The organism is Peribacillus sp. NPDC056705 (assembly GCF_043656335.1).
The window spans coordinates 49,099-66,227 of sequence record NZ_JBHTYI010000015.1; the positions used below are offsets into that span (position 1 = coordinate 49,099).

Here is a 17,129-nt window from a genome sequence, read left to right on the forward strand (position 1 = left end):
TCAATCCCTCCATCATTTTACGAAATCAACACTTTCACTGCTTATGCCCCCAAGGAAAGACTGGCGTTCATTCCATGTCATTGGCGGTAATTCATTTGTCAATTCGATCATATCGATCGCCCCATCGACCGGACAGACGATCGAGCAAAGGTTACAGCCTACACAATCCTCTTCGCGCACTCTCAAGAAGGAGCCGCCTGACGTGTCCTTTAACATATCTATACATTGATGAGATGTATCTTCACACGCAATATGGCATTTATTGCAGTTGATGCACACATCATTATTAATGCGCGCAACAACCTTGTAATTGAGATCTAAATTCCCCCAGTCGGAATAACGCGGTACGGACTTACCGACAATATCCATCACGGAAGAAATCCCTTTTTCATCAAGGTAATTGGACAGGCCATCAATCAAGTCTTCTACTATTCTAAAACCGTGATGCATGGCAGCCGTACAAATTTGAACTCCAGTCGAACCCATCAATAAAAATTCCACCGTATCCTGCCAATTTGAAATGCCGCCTATTCCGGAAATGGGAACATTGATCATTTTATTCCTTGCACACTCAGCCACCATATTCAAGGCAATCGGCTTCACGGCCGGACCGCAATACCCTCCGTGAGCTCCCTTGCCGCCTACATGAGGAATCGTATTCCATGAATGGATGTCCACTCCCGCCAAGCTGTTGATCGTATTGATCATGCTTATTGCATCCGCACCGCCGCGCACCGCCGCTTCAGCCGTAACCGTAATGTCAGTTATATTGGGTGTAAGCTTGACGATGACGGGTTTGGATGCAGCTTCCTTCGCCCAGTAAGTTTGCTTTTCCACAAGTTCGGGAACCTGTCCCGAAGCAGCTCCCATCCCACGCTCTGCCATACCGTGCGGGCAACCAAAGTTCAACTCGTAACCATCGACCCCTACATCTTCTATACGTTTGATGATTTCATGCCACTTTTCCTGTTGTGGCTCCACCATCACCGATGCAATGATTGCATGATCAGGGAATCTCTTCTTCGTTTCATATATTTCTTTCAGATTCACTTCAAGAGGTCGATCCGTAATCAATTCTATATTGTTGAACCCGGCAACTCTCTGTCCATTAAAGCTGACCGCTGCAAAACGCGATGAAACATTCAGGATGGGATCACCCAACGTCTTCCAAACAGCTCCGCCCCAGCCAGCTTCAAATGCTCGCTGGACTTGATAACCCGAATTAGTAGGTGGTGCTGAAGCAAGCCAAAAAGGATTGGGAGATTTAATACCTGCAAGATCAATTGATAAATCAGCCATGATAAGCCTCCTAATTTTTATAGTTATAAAGCAATGTCCACCGCTTCGCCCATCAAAATCGAATCAATTTCATAGGCTGTCTTCTTCCCTTGCTGGGCAGCTGAAACAACCATTGCCTCACCTTGTCCTTTTCCGAAGATCACGTCACCGCACGCAAAGATCTTTTCATTGGATGTCCTGTAGGAATCACCCTCCAATGTTACGACCCCATCATCATGTTGAATGCCGAACTGTTCAATCAATCCTACATACCTGGATTGGCCTATGGCACGAATGACCCCATCGACCGGTATGACGAACTCTGATCCGGTAATTTGGACTGGACGGCGCCGGCCATCTTCCCCCGCCTCGCTAAGCACCATCTTCACGCACTCGATGCCCGTAACCTGACCGCTTTCATCCGAGAGTATCCTGGAGGGGGCAGTCAGCCAGTGGAACCCGACACCTTCTTGTTTGGCAAACTCATATTCAAAATCATAGGCTGTCATTTCCTTTTGGGTACGACGATAAATAATGCTCACCTGTTCGGCGCCCAGGCGTACAGAACAGGTTGCGGCATCGATCGCCGTGTTTCCAGCCCCTATTACCGCCATCTTCTTCCCAATGAATTTATCAGTGATTGCCCCTGTTTTCGTTGCTTTTACGAAATCGATTGCATCATAAACGTCAGCCAAGTCCTCCCCTTCAATTCCAAGCTTAGGAACATCGGACATGCCGATCGCTAAAATGACCGCATCAAAGTCGGCAGTCAGCTGATTTGCGGAAACATCCACCCCGACCCGAGTATTCGTTTTAATATCAACATCCAAACTCTTTACTTGTTCAACTTCCCAATAAGAAATGCTCTGAGGTAAACGGAACGATACAATTCCGTAAGTATTTAATCCGCCTGAATTCTTTTCAGCTTCGAAAATGGTTACGCTGTAGCCAAGCAAGGCTAGCTCCCTTGCTGCAGACAAACCCGCCGGACCGCTTCCAACAATGGCAACTTTTTTGCCATTCTTCTTTCCGGCCTTGAATAAGGCTTGTTTATTTTGGATGGCCCAATCTGTGGAATAACGCTGGAGATTGCCAATCATGATTGGCTTTGTAGAATGGTTCAGGACACATGCCCCCTCACATAGCTCCTCAGTCGGACATACCCGCGCACAGCTGGCACCGACAGGATTGGCTGTCATGATGGTCTTGGCCGATCCTTTAAAATTACCTGAAGCTATCTTCTTAATAAAACCTGGAATATCTATTCCAGTCGGACAGGCTTGGATGCATGGGGCATCATAGCAGTATAAACATCGATTCGATTCTTCCAAAGCTTCCCTTGGGGATAACCCCCTCTCCGCTTCCTGAAAGTTAATCTCCAGATCACCTTTTAACGGGCTCGTCATACTCATTCACTATTTCTCCTTCCAAACATTTATTTTGAAAAATAAAAAGGGAGGAATTGCATGCGTTTCTCTCTACTGTCCTAATATTCAAACGATTGAAAGCATGCCAACATGGTTTTCATCATTATTCAACTAACAGTCATGGCGATTTCCCAGCCAAATTCTCTCGTTTTGTTTAATATTTTCTATCATTCTTTCACTGGTCACGCCTCGGTCCCTGCTTCCTTCTAACACAAAAGGCCCCCCTACTAATCTTAAAAACTCAAATCCTGATGATAACTCAGAGAATTGAGTATTCTTTATTTTATAATGTTAAAAAGTAAGTTACATTATACAAAGTGTAAAGCATTTCCATGTGCTAGCTATGCAATATGTAATAATCATGTTATATTTCCTAACAATAAACGATAAACATCGTCATTTTTCTACATTCAAACATACTTTTCATCATACTTATTGATATTCTTCGGAAGGTTTGTACTGAAGACCTAATTATCAACACTTTGTCCACATAAAAAAAAGCCCGGAAACTAAAATCTTGGTTTCCGGGGTCTTTTCACCTTTATCCACAACTTATTCACATATTATGTGGTGTTATTCTCTTTGTTTGTGCAGAACGGAGGCATTCCACCAAAAGTTATCCACATTAAAGAATCGACTTTTCCACTTATCAACAAACCGTTAACAATTTATCAACAGGCAGGTTCATTCCGGATGAATAACGTACCGTTTATATTTCTCATAATCCGTTTTCTTGCACTCAAGCTTTATTCGATATCCGGTTGCCTCATATTCTGTTTCGGTTATGTGACCATTTTCATTGAAATAAGAAACCAGCTGTCCTTGATCAAATGGAATCAGCATTTCACAGTGAGTATAGTCGACAAAAATATGCTTGCGAATTTGATCTATCAATTCCTCGATGCCAACTTTGTTTTTTGCTGACATATACACAGAGCCACGATTCACCTGAGGGATATCCAAATCGGTAAGGTCGGCTTTATTATAAGCAAAAATCGTTGGAATCCCTTTAATGCCTATCTCATTTAAAGTCTTATCCGTTATCTCAATTTGATGCTCATGATCAGGATTAGAAAAATCGACAACATGGATCAACAGGTCCGCTTCTACCACTTCTTCCAATGTGGAGCGGAATGCTTTCACGAGATGATGGGGCAATTTGGACACAAACCCCACCGTATCCGTCAATAAAAATTCCTTTTTATCCGGAAGCGGGATGTTTCGGACGGATGTCTCAAGCGTTGCGAACAGCATATCCTTCTCAAACACCTGCTTCTCGGCTGTTGGATGGAACATCTCAATCAGGGCATTCATGATCGAAGATTTACCTGCATTGGTATAACCGACTAAGGATACGACAGGGATGGCATTCTTTTTCCGCTGTTTCCTCTGTGTTTGCCGGTGTGCAACAAGGGCTTCCAGTTCTTTATTCAATACACTTATATTTTCCTCGATTCTCCTGCGGTCAAGCTCTAACTGCTTTTCACCTGCACCTTTGTTTGTACCGACCCCGCCACTCTGACGCCCTAATGACTCCCTCAGACCAACGAGACGCGGGAGCATATACTGAAGCTTCGCCACTTCTACCTGAAGCTGTGCTTCCTTCGTTTTCGCCCGATGCGCGAAGATGTCCAGAATCAAGATTGTTCGGTCAATCACCTTGCAATCCATATCCCTCTCCAGATTACGAAGTTGCGAAGGGGAGAGCTGATCATTAAAAATGACGACATTCGCTTCTTTATGCTCAACGAGATTTTTCACTTCCTCGATCTTCCCGGTACCGATAAAATGTGACGAGTTCACCCGATGCAAATTTTGTGTGATGGTCGCTGCAACCTCTACCTCACATGCTTCCGTTAAATTGGCCAATTCCTCCATTGAATACTCAAAATCCTTTTGACCGTTGAGATTAACTCCAACCAAGATTGCCCTCTGCTGTAATTCCATCATTTCAAATCCCTTCCGTACATACCTTACTCCCTATATTGCTTAAACAAACCTATCCTACTGCCTAAAAGCCAGCCACATTGTAGCACACCAGACATTACTTGCATAACGTTCGCTGCACAAGTTTATCGGACTTCCTTTTACTATAAAAGAAAATTCACCAAAAAAATAACCGGACCGATCACTTTTTTCAAGTTTCACATGAAACAATTGGAAAGCCCCTAAATAAAAGCTCCCTGGTTCACCTTAAGATGCACCAGGGAGCCCATATTACTCTATTCCTTTATTCTCAATAACCTAAGACTATTCAATGTAACTAATAACGTCGCACCCATGTCGGCAAAAACCGCCATCCAAAGTGTTAACCAGCCCGGCGCTATCAATAATAAGGCCAGGATTTTAATCACCAATGAAAACGTGATGTTCTGCTTAATGATTTTTAATGTTTTACGGCTTAAGCTGATTGTATAAGGCAGCTTCGATAAGTCATCACCCATTAAGGCAATATCGGCCGTTTCAAGGGCCGTATCTGTACCCGCCCCGCCCATTGCGATTCCTACCGTGGAAGCTGCCAAGGCCGGAGCATCATTAACGCCATCGCCTACCATGGCCACTCGATCATATTTTTGTTTCCATCGTTTGATGATGGTCAATTTATCTTGTGGCAATAGCTCCGCCTCAATCTCATGAACGCCAGCTGCCGCCCCGATAGCTTTAGCTGTTCCGATATTATCCCCGGTCAGCATGATCGTTTTTTCAATGCCCAATGCATGCATTTTCCGAATTGCTTCCTTACTGCTTTCCCTTATTTCATCAGACACCGCGATGAGCGCCAAGATCTTCACTTGATCGCCGAGCACCATCACCGTTTTCCCTGTATTTTGAAAGCCGCTGATTAATTTAAGCACATCATCAGAGAAGCCTAAACCTGCCTCTTCTTCAAAAAGGTGGGGTTTACCAATGTAATAGATTCCTTGATTGATTTTCCCCTTTATACCTTTACCGGTAATTGCAGTAAAATCCTCTACCAATAAAGAATGATAGTCCACATCGTGGTCTTCCGCCTTTTGGAGAATGGCCGTGGCAAGCGGGTGCTGTGATCTGCTTTCTAAAGCAGCAGCGATAGCCAGCACATCCTGTTCATTCAACTCAGCAGATAACACTGTGAAATCAGTCACTTCAGGTATGCCCTTTGTTAAAGTACCCGTTTTGTCAAACGCAATCGCCTTTAAGGCTCCCGCTTCCTCCAAATGGACCCCGCCTTTAATCAGCACACCATGTTTCGCAGCATTTCCGATAGCTGTCACAATGGCGATGGGCGTAGAAATGACCAAAGCACACGGACAACCGACAACAAGTACAGCTAGCCCCCGGTAAATCCATTCACTCCAATCCCCGCTCATCACAATCGGGGGCAACACGGCAATGGCCAAGGCAATGAGCATTATGGCCGGCGTATAGAATTTTGCGAATTTATCCACGAAGGCTTGGGAAGGTGCCTTTTCAGCCTGTGCTTCTTCAACCAGGTGGATGATTTTTGCAATCGTCGTATCCTCGACTCGCTTCGTGACCTCCACTTCGAGCAACCCTTCACCATTTAAGGTTCCGGCAAACACTTCACCCTCAACCGTTTTAAAAACCGGCTCGGATTCCCCAGTAATGGCTGCTTGATTAAGTGTCGAGGCACCTTTCATGATCCTGCCATCCATGGCAAGCTTTTGACCCGGCTTAACGATCATGATGTCGCCCACTTCAATCTCATCAACAGCAACCATCATTTCGTGATGCCCCCTACGGATCAAGGCTTCTTTAGGTGCGATGTTCATTAATGATTCTATCGAATTACGGGCTTTATCCATCGAATATTTTTCCAGTGCTTCACTTATCGCAAAGAGGATGACGACAGTCGCCCCTTCGCCCCATTCACCAAGCACGGCCGCCCCGATGATGGCAACCGTCATAAGGGTGTGCATATCAAAGCGAAGCCTGACAAGATTCTTCAATCCATTGATAAATAATGAATATCCCCCAACTATGATTGCAGCCGCATAACCGATTACCGGCACGATGCTTCCATCAGCATATCGACTATCCAAAATCCAGCTGATCAGCAAAAGGATAACCGAGAACACCACTTTTATATTTTCTTTTTGCTTCCAAAATGGTTCCTTTTGTTTCACCTGTTCCTGTTCACCGCGGATTCTCAGGTTATCAAAAGAACCCGCCTTTTCAATCTCTTCGAGAGTCGCACTGCCCTGTACAGAAATCTTCGAGGCACCAAAGTTGATTTTGGCATCCTCCACACCTTCTAGTTCACGGACATTGTTCTCAAATTTAGCTGCACAATTCGTGCAAGATAGACCTTGGATACGATATGTTTTTAATGTGGACTCAGCCATCGACCCTTACCTCCTGCTGATGTTCTAATGCAATGAGAATTAACTGCCTTATATGATGATCATCCAAAGAATAAAAAGCCAACTTTCCTTCTTTTCGGTATTTTACGATTGCGTGTTTATAAAGCGTACGAAGATGATGGGACGTAGTTGCCATCGAAGCACCAATGATATTGGCCAGATCGCACACACACAATTCCTCGTCCTTACAGAGCGCATAAGCTATCTTTGCCCTATTCTCATCGCCTATAACCTTAAACAGCTTCGACATGCTGGATAAATCCACCTGGTTCATTTCCTCTTGAATGCGATTAACCTTCACTTCATCATGCAGGTGGACATCACATATATCTTTCAGTTCCGTCATCTTCTCACACCTCTCATTCAAATCTGCGTTTGATTATAATATAACATAATTACCTGAACATTCAAATCTATATTTGATTGTTCAAGAGCCTTTTCTCCTTCCTCAAAAGCGGCTTAGTGAAAGCACCTATATGTCTTTATATGTGAGCCATCGTTTTTTGTTTCACTTCTCAACCGCTCCCCTGGAATTTTGCTGAACACAAAGTGCAGGCTGTCCTCTTTTCAGGGTCTCCATGAATCTCCTGAACCGAAACCTCTATTCTTCAGGCGAAAAAAAAGAAGGGACATAAATCCCTTCGCGTCCCTTCAATCCAATGATTTTAATATTTTCCTATTGATGCCTTGATAAGTATAATATATTTAATTTAGTATTTTTTAGAAAAACTATGATATACTTAGTCAAACCTTTTTAAGCGTTTTACTTTACTTGTACCATTTACCCTGCTCATCGTTGAGCAGGGTTTTTTGTCATGTATTTTCACAAAACAAAAAAAGACAGACCCTATAACAAGGATCTGTCTTTTTTTGTTATTGAAATTATGCTTTTTGAACGTTAGAAGCTTGAGGTCCGCGTTGACCTTGTTCTACTTCAAAAGTAACTTCTTGACCTTCGTCTAAAGATTTGAAACCTTCGCTTTGGATAGCTGAGAAATGTACGAATACGTCGTCTCCGTTTTCGCGTTCGATGAATCCAAAACCTTTTTCTGCGTTAAACCATTTTACTTTACCTTGTTCCATTGTTGTTGCCTCCTAGTGCATCTAAGCACAATGTATTACTATCCTTGCTCTAAGTCATCATCGAAAACGAAAAGTAGTACTTTTAGTATCCTTAGTACCGAACAAAAATAATTAAGACTAAGCATAACATTAAATGGTAGCGATTGCAAATAGTTTGGGGAAACTTTTTTCCAGAATTTTTAATACTCTTTAAATTCATTTATAATCAAGCATTAACCAATGGGCTCTATCTATTCAGGTAATGGCTTCATGACCTGCCACACGCATTCGTCCAAACAAAAACCTCTCGTTTACAAAGTTAAAGAGGTTTCAAACTGTAGACAAACTTGATGTTATTTATCATTGCCTACATTTTTTTGAGGAGGTGTAAAGCGGAACGTTGATTTACCTTCCAGGTACTAGCTTTCCGCGGGCGTTCCGGAAGCCTCCTCGGGTCTCTTAGCGCCTGTGGGTTCTTCCTTGGACCTGCTTTTCCCGAAGGAGTCTCGTACACCCGCTCCAATCAATTATGTTTAAAAGTTAAGAGAGGTTTTTGTAAATGTTCACATCGAATATTATTTTTCGGTAATGAACTTTTCTACCATTTCTTCTAAAATGGCCGATTCTTTTGCTAAATCTTCATTTTGTTCCTTCAATCCAGTCATTATGGTGTTTTGTTGAATGGCAGCTGCCGAGATTTGCTCCGTCGTTGCGACTCCTTCTTCAGAAATCGCTGCAATTTCCTGAATGGATGCCAGGCTTTCATCCGAAGACTCATTGATTTTTTTCGAATGGACAGCTAATCGTTCCGTGCCTTTCAGCAATTTCTCTACGGATTCAAATATCTTATTGAAAATCTCGCCATTGTTTTCCACTAAGGAAACACCATTTACTATATCCTGAAAACTTTCATCATTATTTTGGATGACTTTGGCTGTTTGTTCATTAATCCGAATGATGGATTCTGAAATGATATCGATGGATTCATCTGTTTGCACAGCCAATTTTTGCACCTCTTGAGCCACTACGGCAAAACCTCTGCCGGCATCACCCGCCCGTGCCGCTTCAATGGAAGCATTCAGGGATAGCAGGTTCGTTTGAGAAGCAATCACCCTTATTAAGCCAATCACCTCATTTATCTTCACTACATCCTCTTCCAGGCTCACCAAATTGGCTTTAGTCGCTTGGCCGTTTTCCATGATCTTATCCATCTGGCTCGTTACATCTTGAACTTGTTTACTTCCTTGTTCAGCAAGTTTATTCGTATGCAAGGTAAATTCATTCATTTCATTCGTTTGTTCATTCATTAAACGGATTGTATCCGTTAAGTCACTGATCATATTGGAAATTCGGTCAATATGATGGGCACGTTCTTCTGAAGCTTTTGCTTCTTCCGTTGTCCCCGTCACTATCTGGCCATAGGATTCCACCATCTCTTCAAATGATTGCTGAATGGACACTGTCGTTTGATTCATCGTTTGAGCGTGTTCACGGACATTCTTGATAATATAGGCCAAACTTAATCTCATATCTTCGAATCCATTTGAAAGATCGCCAATCTCATCCTGTCTACCAACGGGAATCGATTTACTTAAGTCCCCTTTTGCCATTTCATTCGTGTAACCAACAAGTTCATTGACGGGTCCCGAGATCTTTTTCCCGATGATAACTGCGCATAACACACCTAATATAATGGCACTTGCAAGAAATAAGATATTATAGAATATCATTGTGCTTTTCAATTCATCGATGAATTTTGCATCCATATCGATTCCGACAATCGCGTCCGTCCCTTTGATTGGCGTAAAGTACGATTTGTGTGTACCCCACTTATCTTTATATATTTCACTTAATACGTCTTCGTCCCCATTTATCGACTTTGCCTGTTCCGGAGTGAAAGGGGACTCCACCATGTAGTCCTCGCTGCCGTTCAGGGCTGCAATCATGTCGGCATCATTCTCCCGTTTCAGCACATAAACATATTCAATTCCCTTTTTATCTTCAACAAAGGCATCTAGTTTCCGCCTAATCTCTTCGCCCCGTTCGGAAGCTTTGTTTATCAAAGTGGGATTGAGGCTCGCTGCTAAACTGTGGGCATTTTCAGAAAGGCGTTCATCGAATTGAGGAAGGACATTCTCATTGATCATTTTATTAGTAATATAGGAAAAGCAAAGGCCCATGGCCCCTGCGAAAAGTACGAAAGGAATAATATAAAACAAGAATAGTTTTGCCAGCAAAGATTTATTAGGATTAAGCTTTGAAAATCTCATTTCGATGCCCCCTTAGATGAAAACCAGGTGTTTTATAGTCAAATATGGTATTAAGTCCAAATGGAGCAATTGGAGATTTTCATTCAGATCCTCACTTCTATAAAAGATGATTGCCATGCTCCGGTCATTTTGAAAAGGAAGCTGCCTATATTCCATAACATGTTCGAATTCATGACGGAGTCCATCATGATCCATACATGAAACATCTTCCGGATTTATTTCCAGTGGTACCTCTGCAAAGAAAAAGCTATATATATGATCGTCCATCTCTTCCAATATCCGATTCCAATCGGGTTTCGTTCCTGAAAAATAGTGTTCATACATATTCATTCCATAGGCATGGTAACCTAGATCCGTTGTACCCGCCCCAGCAAAACGCAGGGGATTGATTTCAATGGGTATCACCCGGTTTTCCTTTTTGCGAATTTCAAAGTGTACAGGGTAATTCCTAAGTGGAAGGACCGTTTGAATATTCTTCATGAACTTTAGTGCATCATGATAGATTTCGTTAATGGCCAACTTCGAAGTATAATAAATTCGATCGGAAGTATCGTAATCATCCTTGAATAATCGTTTGAAGACATTCAAAATGACCGGTTCACCATCTTGATTGTAATAGCCATCAATGGCATACTCTTCACCCTGAATCCACTCTTCTATTAAAACGGTCTGGGAACCGACCACTTCTGAATCATATAATCCATCCGAATGAAGTAAATCCGCTTTAAGCTGATTCACGGCTATATCCCAATCCTGCTCATTCTTGACTTTGTGGACCCCTACACTCGAATAGCCAATATTGGGTTTAATAACTACCGGAAACGGTATTTGATTTTTATCCAGGTCACTTATTATGGATGAATCAATATCTTGGAAATAGAAATCAGGATATAAAGATTTCGTCAAATTTCGCACCTGACTCTTATCCTTCAATAACTTTGACCAAATGTACTCATTGCTATTCGGTTGAAAATGACCTAATAATGTTATGCCATTTTCAGAATTTGTAAGAATTCTTTTGTCCTTTTCCATGGACATGAAAAATTCTGTATCCTTTTGAATGTTTAGCTTTTCTGATGTTAATGTGTCTCCCCATTGCCCCTGTTCCAGCACTGGAATTTGCTGTTCCTCCAACACCTTTAGAAGAATTGGCGACACAATGGACTCATTCAGAATAATCATTTTTTCCACCTAACTTATACTGTTTTTTGTATCTCCATATTTAATCGGTTAAAAGCGGTAAGTATTTAGCTTATATAGGTATTTATTATTAAGAAATGCATTAAAAAGCAAGATATCAATATATCTTTTCACCCATTCTACCTAAGCTGAAAATTCTTTAAGACATGGAAAAAGCCCAGATCTAGCCCCGGGCTCTCCCTTTTCCTATGTTCATGTTGAAAAAACTCCTTTCATTCTTGAACATCTACAATAATACTTGATGGTTTTTCGATTTGATGCCGAAGAACTAGAATAGGGCATAACCTAGCATTCCGCCAAACGTATTTAATAGAAGATCATCCACATCAAAGATGCCGATATTAAAGACTGCCTGAGAGATTTCGAAACAAAGACTTACTATAAAGGAAATACAGCATACCCTCTTTAGATTTATATATCCCTTTCCAATAAAGAGAGGTAGAAATATACCAATAGGAATGAATAATGCAATGTTTCCAAGCAAATTGAATATATTGTGATTTGTCCTATTTTGGACAGTATTCACTATTTCATTAAACGGTATGAAATTACCGAACAATAATAATCTATTCTTCATATTTGTTGGGTTTTGTAGATTACTTTGAAGTTGTTCTAGAAGAAAAGTTATATCAATATGGCCAAACTTAAATAAAATGACCTTGCTTAGCAAAAAGATATAGCTAGCAAACAATGCTGGAATAATGATATCCTGTATTATTATTTTCTTCATTTTTCTTGCCCAATATGTGCATGTATAGAAGAAAAAGCAGTCACGATGACTCCCCCCATATTATCTCCAGATATTTCATACGCGTTGGCTTGCATCTCAACTTTCTTTTTAGAAGATACAGGATAATAAGAGACTTCATATTCCACTCCCGCTATTGTTTCCCCAACCTTCTTTTTCTCTTTTATATAAGTAAGGTATTCTTCCAAAGTAAAATTCTTTTTCTGCATGATTCTACTATGGGGAATACCAACATAGCGGAAATGCCATGGCTCATATTCAATACCTGTGATATCTTTTTTATCTTCTGGATAACGTAGAATAAATCCATATTTCCAGGCATTCTTTTGTAACCACTTTCCTTCCGGGGCTTCATTCATCCCTGATAAGGTGGAGCCTATATCAAGTGATAACCCTAAGTTGTGCTCACTATGGCCAGCTGGTAAAGCATATGCAGACCCCTTTTCTTGATAGAGTTGACTTTGCTCCTCTTCATCGCGATATCCACTGCTAATAATGAAATGACGGACATTATCTTTTTCAGCCGCACGAACCATTTCCAAGAATTTCTCTGCCACACCCTGTGACAGGCGAATCCTTTCGTCCAACAGACCATATCCCTCTATTAGTTCTTTGTGTTGAAATAGATTAACCACATCAGATTTGATCCCTCCCCGATGTACAGGATGCTCCTTATTGACCAATAACAAATTCCCTTGGTAAACCTGATCCTTAGCTATTTCTAACGTTACATTCTCCTTCGGGACCCTTAGACCATGTCTTTCATCAATATTTTGAAAATCACCGTCCGATTTATATTGGCTTACTTCACGTGCCAGCAGCAAAAATAAAACAAACAAAACAACCCACTTCTTCATGAACAGTCCTCCTTACCTTCTTTCTATAGGTTAGGAAAAATAGTTTAAAAAAATAGTGGGGAAATTATAAAATTTTTCTTAAATCACTGCGGTAATCGCACTTCAAATAGAGTCTGTATAGAATCGCTTTTAACGGATATCGTTCCATTATGCTGTTCGACAATATTTTTTACGATGAATAAACCGAGACCCGTGCTTCCATCTTTATGGGACCGCGCCTTATCATTTGTGTAGAACATATCAAAAACATAAGGTAGTTCTTCCTCAGGTATACAAGTTCCATAGTTGATAACTTGTACAACAACCTCCCCTTTATCAGTGAAACCAAGGATATCCACGAACTGTCCATCGTTTCCATAACGTACGGCATTGGTCAATAAGTTTTCGAATACACGAGCCAATAGGTCGCCATCACCTAAAATATCTAAATGCGATGGAAGAGTCAATCTTGCACTCAAGTGGTTTTTTTCGAAGAGTGGATATAGTTCTTCACTTAATTGAATGAGCAATTCACTTAAGTTGAGGGATTTTTTCTCTAATGGAAGCATGCCATAGTTCATTCTGGTTATTTCAAAAAGTTCATCAATAAGTTTCTCTAAACGCTGGGATTTCGTGTAAGCAATCTTCGTAAAATGCCTGATTCGTTCTTCAGGTAAATCTTCTTCTCGAAGGATAAAGTCCAAATATCCCAAAACGGATGTTAGAGGGGTACGTAAATCATGGGCCAAGTTCAGAACCAATTGATCCTTACTGCTTTCTGCAAAATCGCCTCTTTCTACGGCTTCTTGTAATTTCTCACTTGCCCGGTTAATATCTTCCGCTATATCCTGGAATTCATCTTTTGATAGGATGTCGACTCTGCTTTTAAAGTCACCATTTGCGAGATCATTGATTCCATTGGAAATCTTATTAAAGTATGTCGCATAAGGTTTTGTAAGGAAAAAGAAGAATAGTATCGAAAGTGGGATAAAAATGATTAAAAAGAAGTTTAGATCTCCATAGTAATTCATGATGACACGCAAACGGACCAACGGATCTTCAAGCTTTACATTCGTATGATAATAAAATTGAAGGCCTTTATATATAAGGTAGGTAATGGTTCCCGCTATCAACATGCTCAATGCAAGTAATATTATCATTTTAGCCCTGAAGCTTCGTAACTTGTCAGCCATTGAATTTATATCCCACTCCCCACACAGTCGTAATGAACTTGTTTTTGTTTTTATTTTTATCCTCGCCTAGCTTTTTCCTTAGCGTACGAATATGTACCATGACAGTATTGTTGCCAATTTCATAATACGCTTCGCCCCATACATTGTGAAAAATACTTTCCGCACTAAATACTTTTTGGGAATGACCGGCTAAGAGAACCAAAATATCGAATTCCTTCGGTGTTAGCTCGATGGCTTCATCATATAGTATCACTTTGCGCTGATCAGGATAAATGGTCAAACCGCCGGCTTCCAAGCTAGATTCATATTCGTTTACGGCTTGATTCAACTGCATAGCCCGTCGCAATTGTGCATTCACACGTGCGACCAATTCCATTGGGTTGAATGGCTTGGTCATATAATCGTCCGCCCCCATCACCAATCCAGAGATTTTATCCAGGTCGGAACTTTTTGCACTCAGAAAAATGATAGGCATTTGATAATGCTCTCTGATCTGTCGGGTAACTTCATAGCCATTCAGCTCCGGCATCATGATATCCAAGATGGCCAAATCTATCTTTTGATTTTGAATAACACGAATGGCCTCTTTCCCATCCGATACCTTTATATAGTTATATCCCTCTTTCTCCAAATGCAAAGCGACCAGGTCGGCAATTTCCACCTCATCATCAGCTATCAATACGGTAATCCGCTTCATCTGTATCTTACTCCCTTTTACATATTCCCATTACTATAATTGTACTCCATTCCATTCCGATTTTCCAAACACCTCAATATTCCAGGCCAATTTTTTTATTGATCTTAATAAGAAAAAGCCACACACTATTGATCAGCTTTAACATTTTCATATTTTTAAAACTTTTCATTCAGCAACAGTGACGGTAGTATTGAAAGAAAAAGGTTCGCCGGATTTTTCGTGGAATAACTAGACTAGTTCATATTCAATTCATACCTTCTTTATATACTTGCCCTATGAAGATCAAGAAAGGATGTATTTCATATGTCAGAAGAAAAAAACCAAAAAGGATGGCGCCAGTTCATTCGGTTAGTTCAACAAACGAAGCCTTCCAAACTAATGATAGGGATTGCATTGGCGTTAAGCCTAGGTACAACGGGTGTAGGTTTATTAGTCCCTTTATTCACAAAAAATCTAATTAATGATTTTTCGATCAGCTCACTAAACACTGAACGGATCACCCTTCTCCTTCTTGCCATCATTGTTCAAGCATTGGCCAGTGGATTTTCCATCTATTTATTAAATCGGATCGGTCAATCTGTAGTGGCGGGTATCCGCGATCAACTATGGAAAAAATTACTCGTATTACCCGTGAGTTATTTTGATGAACATCAGTCAGGCGAAACTGTCAGCCGAATGACAAACGATACAACTGTAGTGAAGGGATTAATCTCTGAACACCTCTCTAATTTCGTTACAGGAATCATTTCCATCGTTGGCTCCATGATCGTGTTATTTGTACTGGATTGGAAAATGACATTGTTGATGTTCATTGCCATCCCACTCTCTGTTTTGATATTAATGCCCCTAGGGAAAAAAATGCATAAAATTTCAAAAGGGATGCAGGACGAAACAGCAAGCTTCACCGCAGTCCTTCAGCAGGTGCTAACGGAAGTCCGTCTTGTTAAAGCATCGAATGCAGAAACATTTGAATATCAAAATGGAAAAAAAGGAATCAACAAATTATTTCAATTTGGATTAAAAGAAGCAAAGATCCAAGCGTTGATTGCGCCGCTAATGAGTTTTGTCATGATGGCTTTACTCGTACTGATTTTAGGTTATGGGGGAATGCGTGTTTCTTCAGGAGCCCTGACAGCTGGAGCTTTAGTGGCATTCATTATGTATCTTTTCCAAATAATCATGCCAATGGCTCAATTAGCCAGTTTCTTTACACAATTCCAAAAAGCAACGGGTGCAACAGAGCGCATCATTTCCATTCTGGATGCCGTGGAGGAAGAAGATGCGTTGCAGCCAGTTCAAAATATAAGTCAATCAATCAGCGTGGAGAACCTGAACTATAGTTATAATAATGGAGAACAGGTACTAAAAGATATAAGCTTTAACGTTGAAGCCGGAAAGGTCACGGCAATTGTCGGGCCAAGCGGCAGCGGAAAAACCACGCTTTTCTCATTATTCGAGCGTTTCTATAAACCACAGCAAGGCTCCATTTCCATAGGCGGGAAATCCATAAATGATTTCACACTCCTTTCATGGAGAAGCCAGATTGGGTATGTTTCACAAGAAAGTCCAATTGTTTCAGGAACCATTCGAGATAATATTTGTTATGGAATGTATCGGGATATAACAGATGAGGAATTAAATCAAGTAGCTAAAATGGCGTATGCAGATCAGTTTATTTCTGAGCTTCCCAACGGATTTGATACAGAGGTTGGTGAAAGAGGCATGAAATTATCAGGCGGTCAAAGGCAAAGAATTGCAATAGCGCGAGCATTTTTAAGAAACCCCAAAATTTTAATGCTTGATGAAGCCACCTCCAGCCTTGACAGCAAATCGGAAAATGTTGTACAACAGGCGTTAAATGATTTAATGAAAGGCAGAACAACAATAGTTATTGCTCACCGACTATCGACCGTTATCGGTTCAGATCAAATAATCTTCCTGGAAAAAGGGAAAATAACAGGCAGCGGTACACATAAAGAACTATATAATACGCATTCCTTATATCGTGAATTTGCTGAGCAGCAGTTAAACAAACTTGAACTGGCCTAATTCAC

General features: G+C 41.0%; 13 protein-coding genes. 1 reads left to right on the forward strand and 12 read right to left on the reverse strand.

Features of this window, described 5'->3' with window-relative positions; translation table 11 throughout:
* Positions 1–12: 12 nt before the first annotated feature.
* From preA to ACFRAK_RS17770, 12 genes are all read right to left on the reverse strand, one after another.
* Positions 13–1,299: an NAD-dependent dihydropyrimidine dehydrogenase subunit PreA gene (gene preA / locus ACFRAK_RS17715; RefSeq protein ID WP_387604691.1), complete on the reverse strand. Its 1,287-nt coding sequence runs from the start codon at positions 1,297–1,299 to the stop codon at positions 13–15.
* A gap of 23 nt (positions 1,300–1,322) precedes the next feature.
* A complete protein-coding gene (locus ACFRAK_RS17720; RefSeq protein WP_387604757.1) occupies positions 1,323–2,684 on the reverse strand; it encodes an NAD(P)-dependent oxidoreductase in 1,362 nt (453 codons plus the stop codon).
* 705 nt (positions 2,685–3,389) lie between these two features.
* Entirely contained in the window at positions 3,390–4,655 is a 1,266-nt protein-coding gene (gene hflX, locus ACFRAK_RS17725) for a GTPase HflX (protein WP_387705118.1), read from the reverse strand.
* A gap of 272 nt (positions 4,656–4,927) precedes the next feature.
* Entirely contained in the window at positions 4,928–7,051 is a 2,124-nt protein-coding gene (locus ACFRAK_RS17730) for a heavy metal translocating P-type ATPase (RefSeq protein ID WP_394572171.1), read from the reverse strand.
* A complete protein-coding gene (locus ACFRAK_RS17735) occupies positions 7,044–7,415 on the reverse strand; it encodes an ArsR/SmtB family transcription factor (RefSeq protein ID WP_387604685.1) in 372 nt (123 codons plus the stop codon). Before ACFRAK_RS17735 ends, ACFRAK_RS17730 begins: the two co-directional genes overlap by 8 nt.
* Before the next feature lie 536 nt (positions 7,416–7,951).
* Positions 7,952–8,152 carry a cold-shock protein gene (locus tag ACFRAK_RS17740; RefSeq protein WP_034304915.1) on the reverse strand — a complete coding sequence of 67 codons (201 nt, stop codon included), beginning with the start codon at positions 8,150–8,152 and terminating at the stop codon, positions 7,952–7,954.
* A 554-nt stretch (positions 8,153–8,706) separates the two neighbouring features.
* A complete protein-coding gene (locus tag ACFRAK_RS17745; RefSeq protein ID WP_387604683.1) occupies positions 8,707–10,401 on the reverse strand; it encodes a methyl-accepting chemotaxis protein in 1,695 nt (564 codons plus the stop codon).
* Positions 10,402–10,413: 12 nt separating this feature from the next.
* Entirely contained in the window at positions 10,414–11,583 is a 1,170-nt protein-coding gene (locus ACFRAK_RS17750; protein WP_387705120.1) for an ATP-grasp domain-containing protein, read from the reverse strand.
* 286 nt (positions 11,584–11,869) lie between these two features.
* A complete protein-coding gene (locus ACFRAK_RS17755; RefSeq protein ID WP_394572172.1) occupies positions 11,870–12,331 on the reverse strand; it encodes a VanZ family protein in 462 nt (153 codons plus the stop codon).
* On the reverse strand, positions 12,328–13,206 hold the full coding sequence (locus tag ACFRAK_RS17760) for a M15 family metallopeptidase (protein ID WP_377400649.1): 879 nt from the start codon (positions 13,204–13,206) through the stop codon (positions 12,328–12,330). The genes ACFRAK_RS17755 and ACFRAK_RS17760 overlap by 4 nt, the downstream gene beginning before the upstream one ends.
* Before the next feature lie 83 nt (positions 13,207–13,289).
* On the reverse strand, positions 13,290–14,378 hold the full coding sequence (locus ACFRAK_RS17765; protein ID WP_394572173.1) for a HAMP domain-containing sensor histidine kinase: 1,089 nt from the start codon (positions 14,376–14,378) through the stop codon (positions 13,290–13,292).
* A complete protein-coding gene (locus tag ACFRAK_RS17770) occupies positions 14,371–15,075 on the reverse strand; it encodes a response regulator transcription factor (protein ID WP_387604675.1) in 705 nt (234 codons plus the stop codon). The genes ACFRAK_RS17765 and ACFRAK_RS17770 overlap by 8 nt, the downstream gene beginning before the upstream one ends.
* 303 nt (positions 15,076–15,378) lie before the next feature.
* On the opposite strand from ACFRAK_RS17770, the gene ACFRAK_RS17775 reads away from it, so the two are divergent.
* The gene (locus ACFRAK_RS17775; RefSeq protein ID WP_387604673.1) at positions 15,379–17,124 is read left to right on the forward strand and encodes an ABC transporter ATP-binding protein; all 1,746 of its coding nucleotides are present in this window, start codon (positions 15,379–15,381) and stop codon (positions 17,122–17,124) included.
* Positions 17,125–17,129 lie beyond the last annotated feature (5 nt).